A 15,597-nucleotide genomic window follows, 5' to 3' on the forward strand; every position below is an offset into this window, starting at 1 on the left:
CATGAACGTCCTGCTCTGGCACGTGCACGGCTCCTGGACCACGTCCTTCGTGCACGGCAGGCACCGCTACCTGGTGCCGGTCACCCCGGACCGCGGTCCGTACGGGCTGGGCCGGGCCCGCACCTACCCCTGGCCGGACAGCGCCGTCGAGGTCACCCCCGAGGAGCTGGCCGGCGCGGACGTGGACGTGGTCGTGCTGCAACGCCCCGAGGAGCTGGAGCTGGCCGAACGCTGGCTGCGCCGGCGGCCCGGGCGGGACGTGCCGGCGGTGTACGTCGAGCACAACACCCCCAAGGGCGACGTGCCGAACACCCGCCACCCCATGGCCGACCGCGACGACCTGCTGCTCACCCACGTCACCGGATTCAACGAACTCTTCTGGGACAACGGCGGCACCCGCACCGCCGTCGTCGAGCACGGCATCGTGCCGCCGAGGGTGGAGTGGACCGGCGAGCTGGACCGGCTCGCGGTGGTGACGAACGAGCCGATCCGACGCTGGCGGGTCACCGGCACCGACCTGATGCCCCGGTTCGCCAACGTCGCCCCGCTGGACGTCTTCGGCATGGGGGTGACCGGGCTGGCCGACCGGCTCGGGCTGCCCGGTCACCGCCTGGCCAGCCACGACGACCTGCCCCAGGACGTCATGCACACCGAGGTGGCCCGGCGGCGGGCGTACCTGCACCTGTGCCGGTGGACGTCGCTGGGGCTGAGCCTGATCGAGGCCATGACGATCGGCATGCCGGTCGTCGCGCTGGCCACCACCGAGGCCGTGGACGCGGTGCCGCCCGACGCCGGGGTGCTCTCCACCCGGGTCGACACCCTCGTCGAGGCGGCCCGCTGGCTGACGGAGGACCGCGACGCCGCGTACCGGCTGGGTGCGCGGGCGCGGGAGGTGACGAAGGACCGCTTCGGGCTCGACCGGTTCCTCGCCGACTGGGACCGGATCTTGGAGGAGGAAACATGCGCATCGCGATGATCTCGGAGCACGCCAGCCCGCTCGCCGTCCTCGGCGAGGAGGACGCGGGCGGGCAGAACACGCACGTCGCCGAACTGGCGGCGGCCCTGGTCGGCGAGGGGCACGACGTGCGCGTCTACACCCGCCGGGACTCGGCCGACCTGCCCGACACCATCGACGCCGCCGCCGGCTACCAGGTGCGGCACGTGCCCGCCGGGCCCGCGCTGCGGCTGCCCAAGGACGAGCTGCTGCCGTACATGGGCGAGTTCGGGCGGTGGATGGCCGAGCAGTGGAGCGGCGAGGGCTGGCGGCCGGACGTGGCGCACGCCCACTTCTGGATGAGCGGCCTGGCCACCCTGCACGCCGGGCGGCGCACCAACACGCCGGTGGTGCTGACGTACCACGCGCTGGGCTCGGTGAAACGCCGCCACCAGGGGGCCCGGGACACCAGTCCACCAGGCCGGATCGGCTACGAACGCGCGCTGGGGCGGGCGGCCGACCGGGTGATCGTCCAGTGCCAGGACGAGATCGGCGAGCTGGTCCGGCTCGGCGTGCCGAGGGCGAAGATGGCGCTGGTCCCGTCCGGGGTCAACGAGGAGATGTTCCGTCCGGAGGGGCCGGTCGCGCCCCGCCACCCGACCCGCCCGCGCATCCTCACCGTCGGGCGGATGGTCGAGCGCAAGGGCTTCCAGGACGTCGTCCGGGCCCTGCCGGCGGTGCCGGAGGTCGAGTGCGTGGTGGTCGGCGGCCCACCCGCCGACCTGCTCCCCGCCGACAGCTTCGCCCGCCGGCTGCGGACCCTCGCCGAGTCCTGCGGGGTCGCCGACCGGGTCAAGCTGGTCGGCGCGGTCCCGCGCGAGGAGATGGGCGCCTGGTACCGCTCCGCCGACCTGCTGGTCGCCGCCCCCTGGTACGAGCCGTTCGGGCTGACCCCGCTGGAGGGGATGGCCTGCGGGGTGCCGGTGATCGGCACGAACGTGGGCGGCATCGCCGACACCGTGGTCGACGGGCTGACCGGCGACCTGGTGCCGCCGCGTGACCCGCGCGCGCTGGGCACCGCGATCCGCCGGCTGCTCGCGGACCGGGTGCGCCGGTTCGCGTACGCCACGGCGGCGCTGGACCGCATCCGCAGCCGCTACTCCTGGAAGCGCTGCGCCGAGCAGCTGAGCGCGGTCTACGCCACGGTCAGCACGGTCGGCCGAGTCGCCCCGGCGGTGGCCTGATGAGCGACGCGATGTCCGCCCTCGACGCGCACCTGTCCGGGCTGGCCGCCGCGCTGCTGCCGTACCGGTGCACCGCCGAGCGGCTGGCCGGCTGGGGCACCCAGCTGGCCTGGACGCTGGCCACCGGCGGCCGGCTGCTGGCGGCCGGCAACGGCGGCAGCGCCGCCGAGGCCCAGCACCTCACCGCCGAACTGGTCGGCAAGCTGCGCGACGACCGGGAGCCGTACTCGGCGATCGCGTTGCACGCGGAGACCTCCTCGATGACCGCGATCGGCAACGACTACGGCTACGACGAGGTCTTCGCCCGCCAGGTCCGCGCCCACGGCCGGGAGAACGACGTCCTGCTGCTCATGTCGACCAGCGGCACCAGCGCCAACCTCCTGCGGGCGGTGGAGGCGGCCCGCGAGGTCGGGGTGCGCTGCTGGGCGTTCACCGGCCCCGCGCCGAACCCGCTGGCCGAGGTCTGCGACGACGTGCTGGCGGTGCCCTCGCCGGACAGCCAGGTGGTGCAGGAGCTGCACCTGGTCTCGCTGCACCTGCTCTGCGAGTACGTCGACGCGGCGCTGCCGCTGGTCCGCCAGCTGCCGCGCACCGCCGCGCCGAGGCAGCGCACGGTCGAGTTCGCCGGCCGGCTCGCCGGGGGCGACGAGCGCGCGCTGGCCGCCGCCGGCGCCGCACCGGGGATCAACCGGCACGCGCTCAACGGCCACGGCACCAACGGGCACGGCACCAACGGGCACGGCACCAACGGGCACGGGCCGAGCCGCCCCGGGTGCCCGTCGTGAGCCGGCCGCTGGTGGTCGTCGGCGACGCCCTGCTCGACCGCGACGTGGAGGGCGCGGTAAGCCGGGTCTGCCCGGACGCGCCGGTGCCGGTGCTCGACGAACGCACCGCCACCGACCGGCCCGGCGGCGCCGGGCTGGCCGCGCTGCTCGCCGCCGCCCAGGGCACCGAGGTGGCACTGGTGACCGCGCTGGCCGACGACGCCGCCGGGGCCCGCATCGCGGAACTGCTCACCACCGCCGGGGTGCGCCTGTATGCGCTGCGGCTGCCCGGGGCGACGCCGGAGAAGATCCGGCTCCGCGCGGGCGGGCAGACCCTGCTGCGGCTGGACCGCGGCGGTGCGGCCCGGCCACCGGGTGAGCCCCCCGAGGCGGCGCTGGAGGTGCTCGCTTCGGCCGGCGCCATCCTGGTCAGCGACTACGGCCGGGGCCTGGTCCGGCAGCCGGCGCTGCGCGCCGCGCTCGCCGACGCAGGCGCCCCGGTGGTCTGGGACCCGCACCCGAAGGGCGCCGTCGCGGTGCCGGGGGCCCGGCTGACCACCCCCAACCTGTCCGAGCTGCGGCAGCTCACCGGCGACGCCGGTGCCGGGTCGCCGCTGTCCACCGCCACCCGCGCCGGGCACGAGCTGCGCCAGCGCTGGCGGGTCGGCGCGGTGGCGGTGACCATGGGCGCCGACGGCGCGGTGCTCTGCCACTCCGGCAGCACCCCGCTGGTGGTGCCGCCACCGTCCGACGTGGAACGCGCGGAGGACACCTGCGGCGCCGGGGACCGGTTCGCGGCCACCGCCGCCACCGCCCTGGCCGCCGGGGCGCTCACCTCCGAGGCGGTGCAGGATGCGGTCGCCGCGGCGTCCGCGTACGTCGCCGCCGGGGGCGCGGCCGGCCTGGCCCGGCGCGGTGCCGAGCCGGCCACGTCGCGCCGGCCGGAGTCCGCCGCCGAGGACCTGGTCGCCTGGGTACGCGCCGACGGCGGCACCGTGGTGGCCACCGGCGGCTGCTTCGACATCCTGCACGCCGGGCACGTCGCCACCCTCCAGGCGGCCCGCCGACTGGGCGACTGCCTGGTGGTCTGCCTCAACTCCGACCGCAGCGTCCGCGCCCTCAAGGGGCCGGACCGCCCGGTCAACCCGCAGGCCGACCGGGCCCGGCTGCTGGCCGCGCTGGACTGCGTCGACGCCGTGGTGGTCTTCGACGAGCCCACCCCGGCCACCGCGCTGGCCCGGCTGCGCCCCGACGTCTGGGTCAAGGGCGGCGACTATGCCGGCGACGGCGCCCCCGAACTGCCCGAGGCCGAGCTGGTACGCGGCTGGGGCGGCCGGGTGGTGACCGTGCCCTACCTGGCGGGCCGGTCCACCACCGCGACGATCAGCGCCGCGCGCTCGCGCGGCGCCCGACTGGTCAGAGGAGCACGATGAGCAGGGAGCTGAACGGATCGGCGGTGCTGGTCACCGGCGGGTCGAGTGGCCTCGGCGCGGCGGTGGTGACCGCCGTGGCCAAGGCCGGCGGGCGGCCGTACGTGCTGGACCGGCAGGCGCCGGCCGACGGGGTGCCGTGGGTCGAGTGCGACCTGGCCGACACCCGGGCCGCCGAGGAGGCCACCCGGCGCATCGCCGAGCAGGCCGGCGGCCTGACCGGCCTGGTGACCGCCGCCGGGATGGACGTGCCCGGCGCGCTCGCCGACATCGACGGCGCGACCTGGGACCGGATCGTCGCCATCAACCTGCTCGGCACCGCCGCCGTCGTCCGGGCCGCCCTGCCCCACCTGGAGCGCACGCACGGCACGGTGGTGACGGTCGCCTCCACGCTCGGCATCAAGGCGGTCGGCGACGCCACCGCGTACTGCGCGGCGAAGTTCGGGGTGGTCGGCTTCACCCGGGCGCTCGCCGCCGAACTGGCCGGGCGGGTCGGGGTGACGCTGCTGATCCCCGGCGGCATGCGGACGGCGTTCTTCGACGACCGGGACGAGCGGTACAAGCCCGGCCCGGACGCGATCCTCAACGATCCGGCCGACACCGCCGCCGCGATCATGTTCGCCCTCTCCCAGCCGCCCGGCTGCGCGGTACGGGAGATGGTGGTCTGCGCCGAACAGGAGTCGTCGTACCCGTGATCCTGGTGCTACGCGCGCTCGGCGTCGGCGACCTCGCGACCGGGGTGCCGGCGCTGCGCGCGCTGCGGGCCGCGTACCCGGAAAAGGAGCTGGCGCTGGTCGCGCCGCGCTGGCTGGCCCCGCTGGTCGATCTGGTCGGGAGCGTCGACCGGCTGGTCGACGCGGACGGGCTGGGCCACCTGGCGTGGCCCGGCCCGGCGCCGGATCTGGCGGTCAACCTGCACGGTCGCGGCCCGCAGTCGCACCGGATGCTCGCCGGTGTCCGGCCGGGCCGGCTGCTCGCCTTCGCCAACGCGCAGGCCGGTCACCGCGACGGCCCGGACTGGCGGGCCGAGGAGCACGAGATCGACCGGTGGTGCCGGATGCTGGCCTGGTACGGCATCCCCGCCGACCGCACCGACCTCGCCCTGCGCCGGCCGGAGCCGGGGCGGATGCCGACCGGGGTGAGCATCGTCCACCCCGGGGCGAAGGCGGCGCAGCGGCGTTGGCCACCGGCGCGCTTCGCCGAGGTGGCCCGGGCGCTCACCGCCCGGGGGCACCGGGTGGTGGTCACCGGCACCGCCGGCGAACGGAGCATCGCCGAGCAGGTACGCGCCCTGGCCGGGCTGCCGGCCGCGGCGGTGCTGGCCGGGGAGACCGGCCTCGGGGAGCTGGCCGCGCTGGCCGCCCACGCCCGGCTGGTGGTCAGCGGCGACACCGGCATCGGGCACCTCGCCACCGCCTACGCCACCCCGTCGGTGCTGCTCTTCGGCCCGGTGCCGCCCGCGCAGTGGGGTCCCCCGCCGGACCGGCCGTGGCACCAGGCGCTCTGGGTGGGGCAGCGGCGACCGGTCGACGCCGCCACCGTGCATCCGGCGCTGGCCGCGCTGGACGTGCCGGCGGTGCTGGCCGCGGTGGAACGGGTGGAGCGTGGCACACCCGTTGCTACCCGTCGGTAGCTTCCCGCCGTAGGCTGAGGCGGTGAGCGGGGACACCGAGTACAGCCAGGAGTTCGTCGACGTCGACGGGGCGCGCCTCGGGATGCAGGTCTACCCCGAGCCGGACGGGCCGGCCGGCGCGCCGGTGGTGGTGCTCTGGCCGGCGATGGGCGTCCGGGCCCGCTACTACCGCCCCTTCGCCGCCGCGCTGCGCGAGGCGGGCCTGGCCGTGGTGGTGGCCGACCTGCGCGGCACCGGCGCCAGCACTCCCCCACCGAGCCGCGCCTGCCAATACGGCTACGCCGAACTGGCCGGTGACGTCGGCGCCGTGCTCGACGCGCTCAAACCCCGGCTGGACGGCCGTACCCGGGTGCTGCTCGGGCACTCCCTCGGTGGGCAGGCGGCCCTGCTGCACCTCGCCCTGCACGGCACCGACGCGGTCGACGGGCTCGCCCTGCTGGCCGTCGGCGTACCGTACTGGCGCAGCTACCCGGGGCTGCGGCGGTACGGGGTGCTGCCGTACACCCAGGGCATCGCGGCGACCGCGGCGGCGCTCGGCGTCTGGCCGGGCTGGGGCTTCGGCGGGCGGCAGGCGCGCGGGGTGATCCGGGACTGGGCGTACACCGCCCGGACCGGTCGCTTCCCGATGCTCGACGGGGTGGACGCCGAGGCGGCGGTCGGCCGGGTCGGCACGCCCGTCCTCGCCGTCAGCGTCGACGACGACCAGTACACCCCGCACCGCACGCTGGACCACCTCTGCGCCAAGCTGACCGCCGCGCCGGTGACCCGGCAGCGCTACACGAGCGCCGAGGCCGGCGCCCCGCTGGACCACTTCACCTGGGTCCGCGCCGGACGGCCGCTGGCCGCGCGGGTGGCGACCTTCGCGGCGGGCCTGCCGCGCCGCTGAGCGCCCTTCGACCCACCCCGTCACCATTCCCGGCGGCCCTGCCGGGACGAACGGCGCGGCAGGGTACGTCCCGACCGCCGGTGAGATCGGGTGCGTAGCCGCGCGACGGGCGGGTATGCCGCTGCGCCCGAATACGGTGGAGGGGGATCAGATGTCCGAACGGCACACCGCACTGCGCTCGATGCACGATCTGGGCCTGGCAGCCTGGTTCGGTGGCTCCCTGATGGGAGCGCTCGGCGTCAACGGGGCGGCGGGGCGGATCAGCGACTCGACTCAGCGACTGCCGGTCGCCTCGGCGGGGTGGTCCCGCTGGACGCCGGTGAACGCGGCGGCGATCGGCGCCCACCTGGCCGGCGCGGTCGGCGAACTCGCCGCGGAGAGCCCGCGGGTGTTCACCCAGCGCGGCGTGGGGAGGGTCAGCGCGGTCAAGACGGCGCTGACCGTCGGCGCGCTCGCGGTCACCGGGTACAGCCGGTTGCTCGGCATGCGGTTGGAGAAGGCCGGCAACCCGCCGGTCCAGGGGACGACCGAGCCCAACTATCAGACCCCGTCCGACGTGGCCTCCTGCCAGCGGCAGATGAAGCTGCTCCAGTGGGCCATCCCGGCGCTGACCGGGGCGTTGGTCGTGGTCACCTCGTACATGGGTGAGCAGCAGAAGCCCGGCCAGGTGTACCGCGGGGTGCTGGGGCGCGCCGGCTCGCTGATCAGCGCGCCGGCGTCGCTCGGGAAGCTCGCGGCGATGGGCACGGCCAAGCGCCAGCGCGGGATGGCGATGGCCGGCTGAACGGTTCCCGACCGGCGCGGGGTGGCCGTCGGCGACGGCGGCCCCGCACCGGTCGGGACGCCGTGACACGGTCGGGCGCGACGACGAGCAGCGAGGTGGCCATGACGGCGAAGAAGGGACCGACGGGTGGCCCGGGGCGCGGGCCGGAGTCCGCCGCCCCCTGGGGCACCACGGACGGCTTCGACGCGGACCCGCCCTGGGGCGCGGGCAAGCACGACCCGATGGACGAGGGCAGCGAGGAGACCGCCGTGCCGGAGGGCCGGCGCGGTGAACGCCGTGCCGGTGAGCCGAGCGCGCCGACCGGGCCGGCGGGCCGGCACGGCTTCGGTTCGGTGGAGCCGACCCGGTTCACGGACGCCGGGCCGGGCGCGCCGCCCGACCCCGCGCCGTCCCGGCGTCCCTTCCCCGACGACACCGCGGACGGGGACCTGCCCGACAACCCGCTCGAACGGGACACCGGCATGCACCCGGAGGGGATCACCCGGGACTGACGTCGGGGCGACGGGCCGTGGCCGGGACAACCGTCCCCGGCGCGGCCCGACCGCACCTGCGCCCGCTCACCGTCGACCCGGGTACGCAGGACGGGACCGGCCACGGCAACCCGTGGCCGGTCCCGTCGGCGTCCGTCCCCGCCTCAGGAGCCGGTGCCGTCCTCGTCAGCGGCCGGCGCCGGCGGCGGCTCGGCGACCGGCCGGCCGCTCTCGTCCACCAGCCCCGGCGCCATGCTGCCGCCGTGCGCCTCCTCCGCCTCGCGGACCCGGCGGGCCTCGGCGTCGTCCGGCACACCCGGCTGTCGTTCCTGCGTCATCGCGGCACCCTTCTGTCGTTCTCGGCGCGGTACCCGGGGCCCGGGGCGGCAAACCGCCTCACACGCCGGCGCGCTCCGGCGCGGGGGTCACGCCGAGCAGCTCGGCCAGTCGGCCCGCGTCGCGCTGGGCCTGCCCCTCGCAGCAGTTGTTGAACAGCACGTGCAGCTCGCCGGAGTGCTCCGCCAGGTCGGTCAGCAGCTCCGCCCAGCGGCGCAGCTCCTCGTCGGAGTAGGCGTACCGGAACCGGTCCTCCTTACTGCCGCCCTCCCAGTGGGCGCTGTGCCCGTGAAAGCGGATCATGATCGGCTCGGCCGTGCCGACCATGATCGGCGGCACCGAGGAGGGGTGCCCCTGCGGCATGTCCACGCAGACCATGCTGAGGTCGTGGTCGCGCAGGAAGGTCACCGTCTCGGCCGCGGCCACGTCGTCGAACCAGGAGCCGTGCCGCAGCTCCACCGCCACCGGCCACGGGCGGCAGCGCCGCGCCAGCTCCACGATCCGCCGCCGGCCGGCCTCGCCGCGGGTCAGCCACGGCGGGAACTGCAGCAGCACCGCGCCGAGCCGGTCGTCCGCCGCGAGCGGCTCCAGCGCCGCCCGGAACCGGGCCCACAGTTCCTCGTACGCACGCTCGGGCAGGTCGCGACGGCGGACCCGGGCCGGGCCGGTGGCCGGCCGCAGGTCCTTCGGCAGCATCGACACCGGGGTCGGGTGGCCGGTGAAGAGGCTGAACGCCTTGACGTCGAAGGTGAACCCGGGCGGGGTGGCCTCGACCCAGCCGGCGGTGGTCTCCGGCACCGGGATCGCGTAGTACGAGGTGTCCACCTCGACCAGTCCGAAGTGGCGGGCGTAGTAACCGAGGCGGTCGGCGGGGGTCTTCGCGGAGCGCGGGTACCAGCCGGAGCGCAGCAGCGTCTGGTCCGACCAGGAGGACGTGCCGACCAAATGTCACCCATGTAGTTCAGTGGACCGGCATCGCCCCGGATCGGCAACCGCTGGCGTCGCGTGGCGGAACTGTCGGTGCCCCGGCCTAGCCTGGGCCTCGACGACATCGACGGAAGGTGCAGCGATGACCACTTCGGAGCGGGTTCTCACCGGCGAGCGGGCCGACCTGGCCCAGACCCTCGGCCGGCACCGGGGTTTCCTGCGGCACACGGTGCGCGGGCTGACCGACGAGCAGGCCGCGGCCCGCACCACGGTCAGCGAGCTCTGCCTCGGCGGCCTGATCAAGCACGTGGCGGTCACCGAGGAGCGGTGGATGTGGTTCGCGGTCGGCGGCGCCGAGGCGATGCAGAGCGAGCCGCTGGACTGGGCGAACGGGTTCCGGATGGTCGAGGGCGAGACCCTCGCCGGGCTGCTCGACCAGTACGCGCAGGTCGCCGCCCGCACCGACGAGCTGATCGCCACCCTCGACCTGGACTCGGCGCAGGCGCTGCCGGTGGCACCCTGGTTCGAGCCGGGCGCGAGCTGGTCGGTGCGCCGCGTCCTGCTGCACCTCATCGCGGAGACCGCACAGCACGCCGGCCACGCCGACATCCTCCGCGAGGCGATCGACGGCGCCAAGACGATGGGCTGATCCCGGCCGGGGTCAGCGGGGGCGCCCCACCACGTAGCGCGTCAGGCCGAGCAGGAAACGGCCGTCCTCGGCCTCCGCCCGGTCACCGAGGGCGGCGCGCGCCTCCACCGGGGCGGCGTCGGCCAGCTCCCTGTCCGAGGCCTGCCCCGGCGACCCGGTCGACCATACCGCTGGCGAGCTCCGGCGCGAGCCGGGCCAGGTCGAGCCGGCTGTACAGCATCGGCTGCGTAGCGGCGGGTCGGTGACGCAGGCCGGCCCGCGCCCGGCACGCCACGGCGTGACTCGCGCCACCCCGAGCGGCGGGAATGTGACGCCCGGGGTATGCCCGGCGCTGAGGGACACGAGATGAACGCACATCGGATGGACCAGGAAACCGTCGAGCGACTGCTCGTCGGCCCGGTCGTCGACCCGCACGACGGCCCGGAGCCGCTCGTCCGGTTGCTGACGGCGGTGCGCGCCGCGCCGCACCCCACCGAGCTGCGCGGCGAGAGCGCCGCGATGCAGGCGTTCCGCACGGCCCGCGCCGAGCCTGCGCGGCCCACCCCACGGCCCGCCCGTCCGCGTGTCCTGGCCCAGCTGGCCGGGCTGAAGCTCGCGCTCGCGGGCCTCGCCGTGGCCGCCAGCGGGGGCGTCGCCCTCGCCGCCGCCACCGGCACCCTGCCCGGCCCGCTGCACCGCGACGACCCGGCCCCGCCGGCGGCGTCCACCGTGCCGCACGACAGCCCCTCCCCGACGGCCGGGCGGGACAGGTCCGGCGCCCCGTCCCACCTGGAGTCCCGAAGCCCGTCGCCGGCCGCGTCGGTCCTCGGGCTGTGCCACGCCTACCGGGCCAGCGCCGCGGACAACCCCGGCCGGGCCCTGGACAACCCGGCCTTCGCCGACCTCATCGCCCGCGCGGGCGGCCGGAACGAGGTACCCGGCTACTGCGAGCGCGTGGTCCGCGACACCGGCACCCCGGTGCCCCCGACGGCCGACCGCTCGGACCCGGCAGCCCCGACGGCCGACCGCCCCGACCCGGCGGCCAGCCGCCAGCCGGACGGCCGGCCCTCCGGCGCGGGCCGGACGCCGTCGACCCCGGGCGGGAAGCCCACCGCGCCCGGCGGCACCGCCCGGAACAGTCCGCCCACCCCCCGCTGACCCGGCCGCCGCGACGCCCCCCGGCCCGCCAGCAACGCGGCCGGTCCGTGCAGCGGCGGTCGGGCTCTGCCTGCCGGTGACCGTGCGGGCTGGTAGCTTGCGCCGATGAGTCTGCGGCGTCGACGCGTGGCGGTGGCCCTCCGCCTGGCGACCGTCTTCGGCGTGCTGGCCGGGGTCGTGCTCACCGCGCTCGGTCCGGCCACGGTCACCGGCCTGCTGCCCTACTTCACCATCCAGAGCAACGTCGCGGTCGGGTTCTTCGCCGGCTACGCGGGCTGGCGGGCCTGGCGGTCCCGGGCCGAGCCGCCGTCGGCGCTCAAGGGCGCGGTCACCCTGTACATCACCATCACCGGCGTGGTGTACCACCTGGTCCTGGCCAACCCGGCCAGCCCCTTCGCGATGCCCCAGCCGGACCGCGCCCTCGGCGAGGCGCTGGGCAACCAGTTCCTGCACAGCGTCGTACCGCTGCTGGCGATCGCCGACTGGGCGCTGTTCGACCAGCGCGGCCGGCTCCGGGTGCGGCACGCCGCCTGGTGGCTGGCCTTCCCGCTGGCGTACCTGGGCTTCGCGCTGGTACGCGGGCTCGTCGTGCACCGGTACCCGTACCCGTTCATCGACGCCGGGCAGCTCGGCTACGCCGGGGTGTCGGTCAGCGCCGTCTTCTTCGCCGTCGCGTTCTGGGTGCTCGGCCTGCTCTTCGTCGGCGTGGACCGAGGACTGTCCCGGCGCATCCCCGCCCGTCCGGCCGACACCCCGGCGGTCGCGGTTCCCGCGCCGGGACAGGCCCCCGACAACGCCCCGACGGGGACACCCGCCGGGCAGCGGTGACCGCCGGGCAGCGGCGCGGCGGGACGGATCAGCGCAGCCGGGAGCGGCGCCCCCGGGAGCCGTCGGAGCGGTCCCGGCCGTACGCGTCGGCGTGGCCCCACCGGCCGGGGACGTCCAGCAGTTCGATCCGGCCGAAGCCCTCCGGCACGGCCGGGCTGACCAGCAGGTTGTCGCCGCACGGCCGCAACCCGAGGATGGTGCCCAGCAGCATCAGCAGCGCCCCGGAGGCCCAGGACTGCGGGCGGCCCGCTATCGGCAGCTGCACCGGGTACTTGGTGACCTCGCGGGGGTAACCGGCGATCACCTCCGGCACCGGCCCGCCGAGCAGTTCCGCCACCGCGAGGACGCCGGCGGCGACCCGGGCCGCCTCCTCGTCGTGGTGGTAGCGGCGCAGACCGGCGGCGACCAGCGAGTTGTCCGACGGCCAGACCGCGCCGACGTGCGCCCCCACCGGGTTGTACGGCAGCTGCCCCTCGGCCAGGGTCCGCACGCCCCAGCCGGTGAACAACTGCGGCGAGAGCAGGTGCCCCGCGAGGTCCGCGGACCGCTCCTCGGGGACGATCCCGCTCCACAACAGGTGGCCGATGTTGGAGGTGAGCGTCTCCACGCGCGTGCCGTCCGGCTCCAACGCCAGTGCGTAGTACCCCCGCCCGGGCAGCCAGAAGTCCCGGTCGAAGCGCTCCTTGAGCGCCGCCGCCTCCCGCTCCAGCCGCTGCGCGTACGCCGGGTCGTCCCAGAACTCCCGGGCCAGGCGGGCACCCCGCAGCTTCGCGTCGTAGGCGTACCCCTGCAGTTCGCAGGTCGCCCGGGGGAACCCCGGCTCCCGGCCGTCGCGGTGCACAATCGCGTCGGGCGAATTCTTCCAGCCCTGGTTGACCAGCCCCTTGCTCAGGTTGCGCCGCTGGTAGCGCAGGTAGCCCTCGCCGGTCGGGTCCCCGTACGCGTCGATCCAGTCCAGCGCCATCCGGGCCGGATGACGCAGCTCCCGCACCAGCGCGGCGTCGCCGGACCAGCGCTCGTACTCGTCGAGCAGCACGACGAAGAGCGGGGTGGTGTCGGCGGCCCCGTAGTAGAGCGCGGTCGGCTGGTCGCCGAAGCCGGCGGACTCGCCGTAGCGCAGCTCGCCGAGGATCTTGCCGGGTTCCTCGTCCCGCTCGTCGTCGAGCCGCCCGCCCTGGGCGAGGGCCAGCACCCGCAGCGTGGTCGGGGTCAGTTCGGGGGTGAACGGCAGGGTCTGCAGGCAGGTGACGATGGCGTCCCGGCCGTAGAGCGCCATCGCCCACGGCAGGCCGCCCACCGGCACCTGTCCGGGGTAGGACAGCGGCGTGTAGCGCAGCGCGGCCAGGTCGGTCAGCGCACCCTGGTAGACGTCCGACAGGCTCTCGCGCTCGGCCGCCAGGTGCGGGGCCCGGCCCCGCCACTCCCGCAGGTCCTCGCGCATGTCCCGGCCGACCCGCTGCCGGTGGGTCTCCAGGCTGCTGCGCAGGTCGCGTCCGCCCTCACCGCGAACCGTCATGCCGACGTGCAGGTCGGTGATCCACTGCCCGTTGGCCGGGACGGTGACCCGGTAGGTGATGCCGCCCTCGTCGACATGGCCCGGAGCGGTGCTGGAGATGATGGCTTCCCGGCTGAACCGGTCGCGCTCGTACCGCAGTCGCAGCACGCCGTCGGCGGAGGAGGCGGTGGCGCTCGTCCGGCGGTGCTGCGGGCTGCGGATCTCGGCGGTGTCGGCGAAGTCGGCGCCGATGTCCATCCGGACGACCAGGTCGGCCGGGTCGGCGGCGTGGTTGAGCACGGTGATCCGCTCGTTGAAGCTGTCGTCGATGGACCGGTGGCGGATGACCGAGACGTCCGCGTCGACGTAGCGGTCGACGGGGCCGGGGACCAGGAAGAACCGGGTCTCGAAGTAGCTGAGGTCGTCGCGGGACAGGGCGCGCAGCCGCTCGCCGTCGATGGTGAGCACCCAGCGGGACACGAACCGGGTGTCGAAGGAGAAGAGCCCGACCGGCGCCCGGGGGTCGGGCTCCATGTCCCCCTGGGCGTCGCTGGCGGCGAAGGCGTTCCCGGCGACGACGTGGACGCGTTCCTGCCTCATCGGCGCGCCGCCCCGCGTCCGGCGACGTCGCGGGGGTGCCGGGCGTCGGGCGGGCCCGGGAAGATGCGCCGCAGCGCCAACAGCAGCCGGATGTCACCCTGCACGGTCAGCTCGTTGCGCATCAGCGCGGCCACCACGTGCGTCCGGCCGGCGACGAGCCGGTCGAAGACCTCCCGGTCGGCCCGGACCACCAGGTCGGCGTCGTCCGCCGAGCGGGCGACGTCGAGGCACTGGTCGTGCAGGGTGAGGTACCAGTGTTCCGTACAGCCTCCGTCGTGCAGGTCGAGCCGGAGCGTGCCGGCGGTGGTCTCGGGCAGTTCGGGGCGGCGGCGCGGACTCAGCCGCTCCAGGAACTCTGCCGCCGACATGGCCATGGCCCCCTCCCCCGCGTGGTCCCGCAGCCCGGTGAGCACGGTCGCGCCCCGGAGGGTGAGGCGACCTCACCCGGACCGGGTGAGGCGTGGCACCGGGGTGCGGGCGGCGTGATCCGGGGTAGCTGGATCGGAGGGAGGCGACGATGCGCGAACTGGACGACCCCCGGGTGGGCCGGGTGCTGGCGGCGCTGCTGGCCATGCAGCGGCAGTCCTGGGAGCAGGGGGTGGCCGGCCACGCGCTGCTCGACCTCGGCCGCGACCAGCAGGCGGTACTGCTGGCCGACGCGGCGGTGACCCGCCAGCACCCGGACGGGCGGCTCGGTGACGTCTCCGGCGAGGACGGCGCGGTCAACGGCGCCGCCTGCGGGGAGGCGCTGTGGCACGCCGTGGCCGCGCACCCCGACGAGCGGTGGTCGGCGGCGCTGGACCGGCAGCTCGACTGGCTGCTGACCCGGGCGCCCCGGGCCGCCGACGGCACCCTGTTCCACCTGCTCGGCAACCGGCAGGTCTGGGCGGACACCGTGTACATGGTGGTGCCGCTGCTCGCCCTCTGCGGGCACCCCGGACCGGCGGCGGCCCAGGTGGACGGCCACCGGCACCGGCTGTACGACGAGCGCAGCGGGCTCTACGCGGCCCGCTGGGACTCCGACCGGGGGCAACTGGAGCACCCCGGCCACTGGGGCACCGGCAACGGCTGGGTGGTCGCCGGCATCGCCCGTGCGCTGCGGCTGCGCTCCGACTGGCCGGCCGGACGGCGGGCGGAGCTGGCCGGGCACGCCCGGCAGCTACTCGACGCCTGCCTGGCGCACCGCCGGCCGGACGGGCTCTTCCACGACGTGCTCGACGACCCGGGCAGCTTCGTCGAGGTCAACGTCGCGCAGATGCTGGCGTACGCGGCGCTGACCGGGGTCGCCGACGGCTGGCTGCCGCGGTCGTACCGGGACGTCGGGCGGGACCTGTTCGCCGCCGCCAACCGCCAGGTGGACCGGCACGGGCTGGTCCGGCCGGTCAGCGGCGCGCCGGACTTCACCCGCCCGGGCACCTCCGCCGAGGCGCAGGCGTTCCACCTGCTCGCGTACGCCGCGCTGCGCCGGGCCGGGTGACGC

At 76.1% G+C, this 15,597-nt stretch carries 17 protein-coding genes; 13 read left to right on the forward strand and 4 right to left on the reverse strand.

Features of this window, described 5'->3' with window-relative positions; genetic code table 11:
* Position 1 precedes the first annotated feature (1 nt).
* The 9 genes from V6U88_RS15035 to V6U88_RS15075 all read left to right on the forward strand — a co-directional run bounded on the left by V6U88_RS15035 (position 2) and on the right by V6U88_RS15075 (position 8,166).
* Positions 2-976 carry a glycosyltransferase gene (locus V6U88_RS15035; protein ID WP_334453449.1) on the forward strand — a complete coding sequence of 325 codons (975 nt, stop codon included), beginning with the start codon at positions 2-4 and terminating at the stop codon, positions 974-976.
* Entirely contained in the window at positions 961-2,178 is a 1,218-nt protein-coding gene (locus V6U88_RS15040; protein WP_334453451.1) for a glycosyltransferase, read from the forward strand. Before V6U88_RS15035 ends, V6U88_RS15040 begins: the two co-directional genes overlap by 16 nt.
* Positions 2,178-2,963 carry a D-sedoheptulose-7-phosphate isomerase gene (locus V6U88_RS15045; protein WP_334453453.1) on the forward strand — a complete coding sequence of 262 codons (786 nt, stop codon included), beginning with the start codon at positions 2,178-2,180 and terminating at the stop codon, positions 2,961-2,963. Before V6U88_RS15040 ends, V6U88_RS15045 begins: the two co-directional genes overlap by 1 nt.
* Positions 2,960-4,375 carry a PfkB family carbohydrate kinase gene (locus V6U88_RS15050; protein ID WP_334453455.1) on the forward strand — a complete coding sequence of 472 codons (1,416 nt, stop codon included), beginning with the start codon at positions 2,960-2,962 and terminating at the stop codon, positions 4,373-4,375. Before V6U88_RS15045 ends, V6U88_RS15050 begins: the two co-directional genes overlap by 4 nt.
* Complete coding sequence (locus tag V6U88_RS15055) at positions 4,372-5,067, forward strand: SDR family oxidoreductase (protein ID WP_442934632.1); 696 nt, start codon at positions 4,372-4,374, stop codon at positions 5,065-5,067. The genes V6U88_RS15050 and V6U88_RS15055 overlap by 4 nt, the downstream gene beginning before the upstream one ends.
* On the forward strand, positions 5,064-6,005 hold the full coding sequence (locus V6U88_RS15060) for a glycosyltransferase family 9 protein (RefSeq protein ID WP_334453457.1): 942 nt from the start codon (positions 5,064-5,066) through the stop codon (positions 6,003-6,005). The genes V6U88_RS15055 and V6U88_RS15060 overlap by 4 nt, the downstream gene beginning before the upstream one ends.
* Before the next feature lie 82 nt (positions 6,006-6,087).
* A complete protein-coding gene (locus V6U88_RS15065; RefSeq protein ID WP_334453518.1) occupies positions 6,088-6,891 on the forward strand; it encodes an alpha/beta hydrolase family protein in 804 nt (267 codons plus the stop codon).
* 151 nt (positions 6,892-7,042) lie between these two features.
* Positions 7,043-7,675, forward strand: a complete 633-nt coding sequence (locus V6U88_RS15070; RefSeq protein WP_334453459.1) for a hypothetical protein — start codon at positions 7,043-7,045, stop codon at positions 7,673-7,675.
* Between the two features lie 101 nt (positions 7,676-7,776).
* Complete coding sequence (locus tag V6U88_RS15075; protein WP_334453461.1) at positions 7,777-8,166, forward strand: hypothetical protein; 390 nt, start codon at positions 7,777-7,779, stop codon at positions 8,164-8,166.
* A gap of 143 nt (positions 8,167-8,309) precedes the next feature.
* Here the strand turns inward: V6U88_RS15075 and V6U88_RS15080 are convergent, their stop codons facing one another.
* Both V6U88_RS15080 and V6U88_RS15085 read right to left on the reverse strand, forming a co-directional pair.
* Positions 8,310-8,483 (reverse strand): hypothetical protein, encoded by a 174-nt coding sequence (locus tag V6U88_RS15080; protein ID WP_334453463.1) that lies wholly within the window; start codon positions 8,481-8,483, stop codon positions 8,310-8,312.
* A gap of 58 nt (positions 8,484-8,541) precedes the next feature.
* Positions 8,542-9,426, reverse strand: a complete 885-nt coding sequence (locus tag V6U88_RS15085) for a DUF72 domain-containing protein (RefSeq protein WP_334453465.1) — start codon at positions 9,424-9,426, stop codon at positions 8,542-8,544.
* 124 nt (positions 9,427-9,550) lie between these two features.
* Between V6U88_RS15085 and V6U88_RS15090 the strand changes: the two genes are divergently transcribed.
* From V6U88_RS15090 to V6U88_RS15100, 3 genes are all read left to right on the forward strand, one after another.
* Positions 9,551-10,057 carry a DinB family protein gene (locus V6U88_RS15090; protein WP_334453467.1) on the forward strand — a complete coding sequence of 169 codons (507 nt, stop codon included), beginning with the start codon at positions 9,551-9,553 and terminating at the stop codon, positions 10,055-10,057.
* A gap of 345 nt (positions 10,058-10,402) precedes the next feature.
* The gene (locus tag V6U88_RS15095; protein WP_334453468.1) at positions 10,403-11,194 is read left to right on the forward strand and encodes a hypothetical protein; all 792 of its coding nucleotides are present in this window, start codon (positions 10,403-10,405) and stop codon (positions 11,192-11,194) included.
* Positions 11,195-11,299: 105 nt separating this feature from the next.
* Positions 11,300-12,022 carry a Pr6Pr family membrane protein gene (locus V6U88_RS15100; RefSeq protein ID WP_334453469.1) on the forward strand — a complete coding sequence of 241 codons (723 nt, stop codon included), beginning with the start codon at positions 11,300-11,302 and terminating at the stop codon, positions 12,020-12,022.
* Between the two features lie 28 nt (positions 12,023-12,050).
* Here the strand turns inward: V6U88_RS15100 and V6U88_RS15105 are convergent, their stop codons facing one another.
* Together V6U88_RS15105 and V6U88_RS15110 are read right to left on the reverse strand one after the other, a co-directional pair.
* Entirely contained in the window at positions 12,051-14,117 is a 2,067-nt protein-coding gene (locus tag V6U88_RS15105; RefSeq protein WP_334453471.1) for an amylo-alpha-1,6-glucosidase, read from the reverse strand.
* Positions 14,114-14,491, reverse strand: coding sequence for an SCP2 sterol-binding domain-containing protein (locus tag V6U88_RS15110; protein WP_334453472.1), 378 nt, complete (start codon positions 14,489-14,491; stop codon positions 14,114-14,116). Before V6U88_RS15110 ends, V6U88_RS15105 begins: the two co-directional genes overlap by 4 nt.
* 143 nt (positions 14,492-14,634) lie before the next feature.
* Here V6U88_RS15110 and V6U88_RS15115 point away from each other — a divergent pair, with 143 nt between their 5' ends.
* The gene (locus V6U88_RS15115) at positions 14,635-15,594 is read left to right on the forward strand and encodes a glycoside hydrolase family 88 protein (protein ID WP_334453473.1); all 960 of its coding nucleotides are present in this window, start codon (positions 14,635-14,637) and stop codon (positions 15,592-15,594) included.
* Positions 15,595-15,597 lie beyond the last annotated feature (3 nt).

The sequence above is a fragment of the Micromonospora sp. CPCC 205739 genome (assembly GCF_036906795.1).
Classification (GTDB): domain Bacteria; phylum Actinomycetota; class Actinomycetes; order Mycobacteriales; family Micromonosporaceae; genus Micromonospora.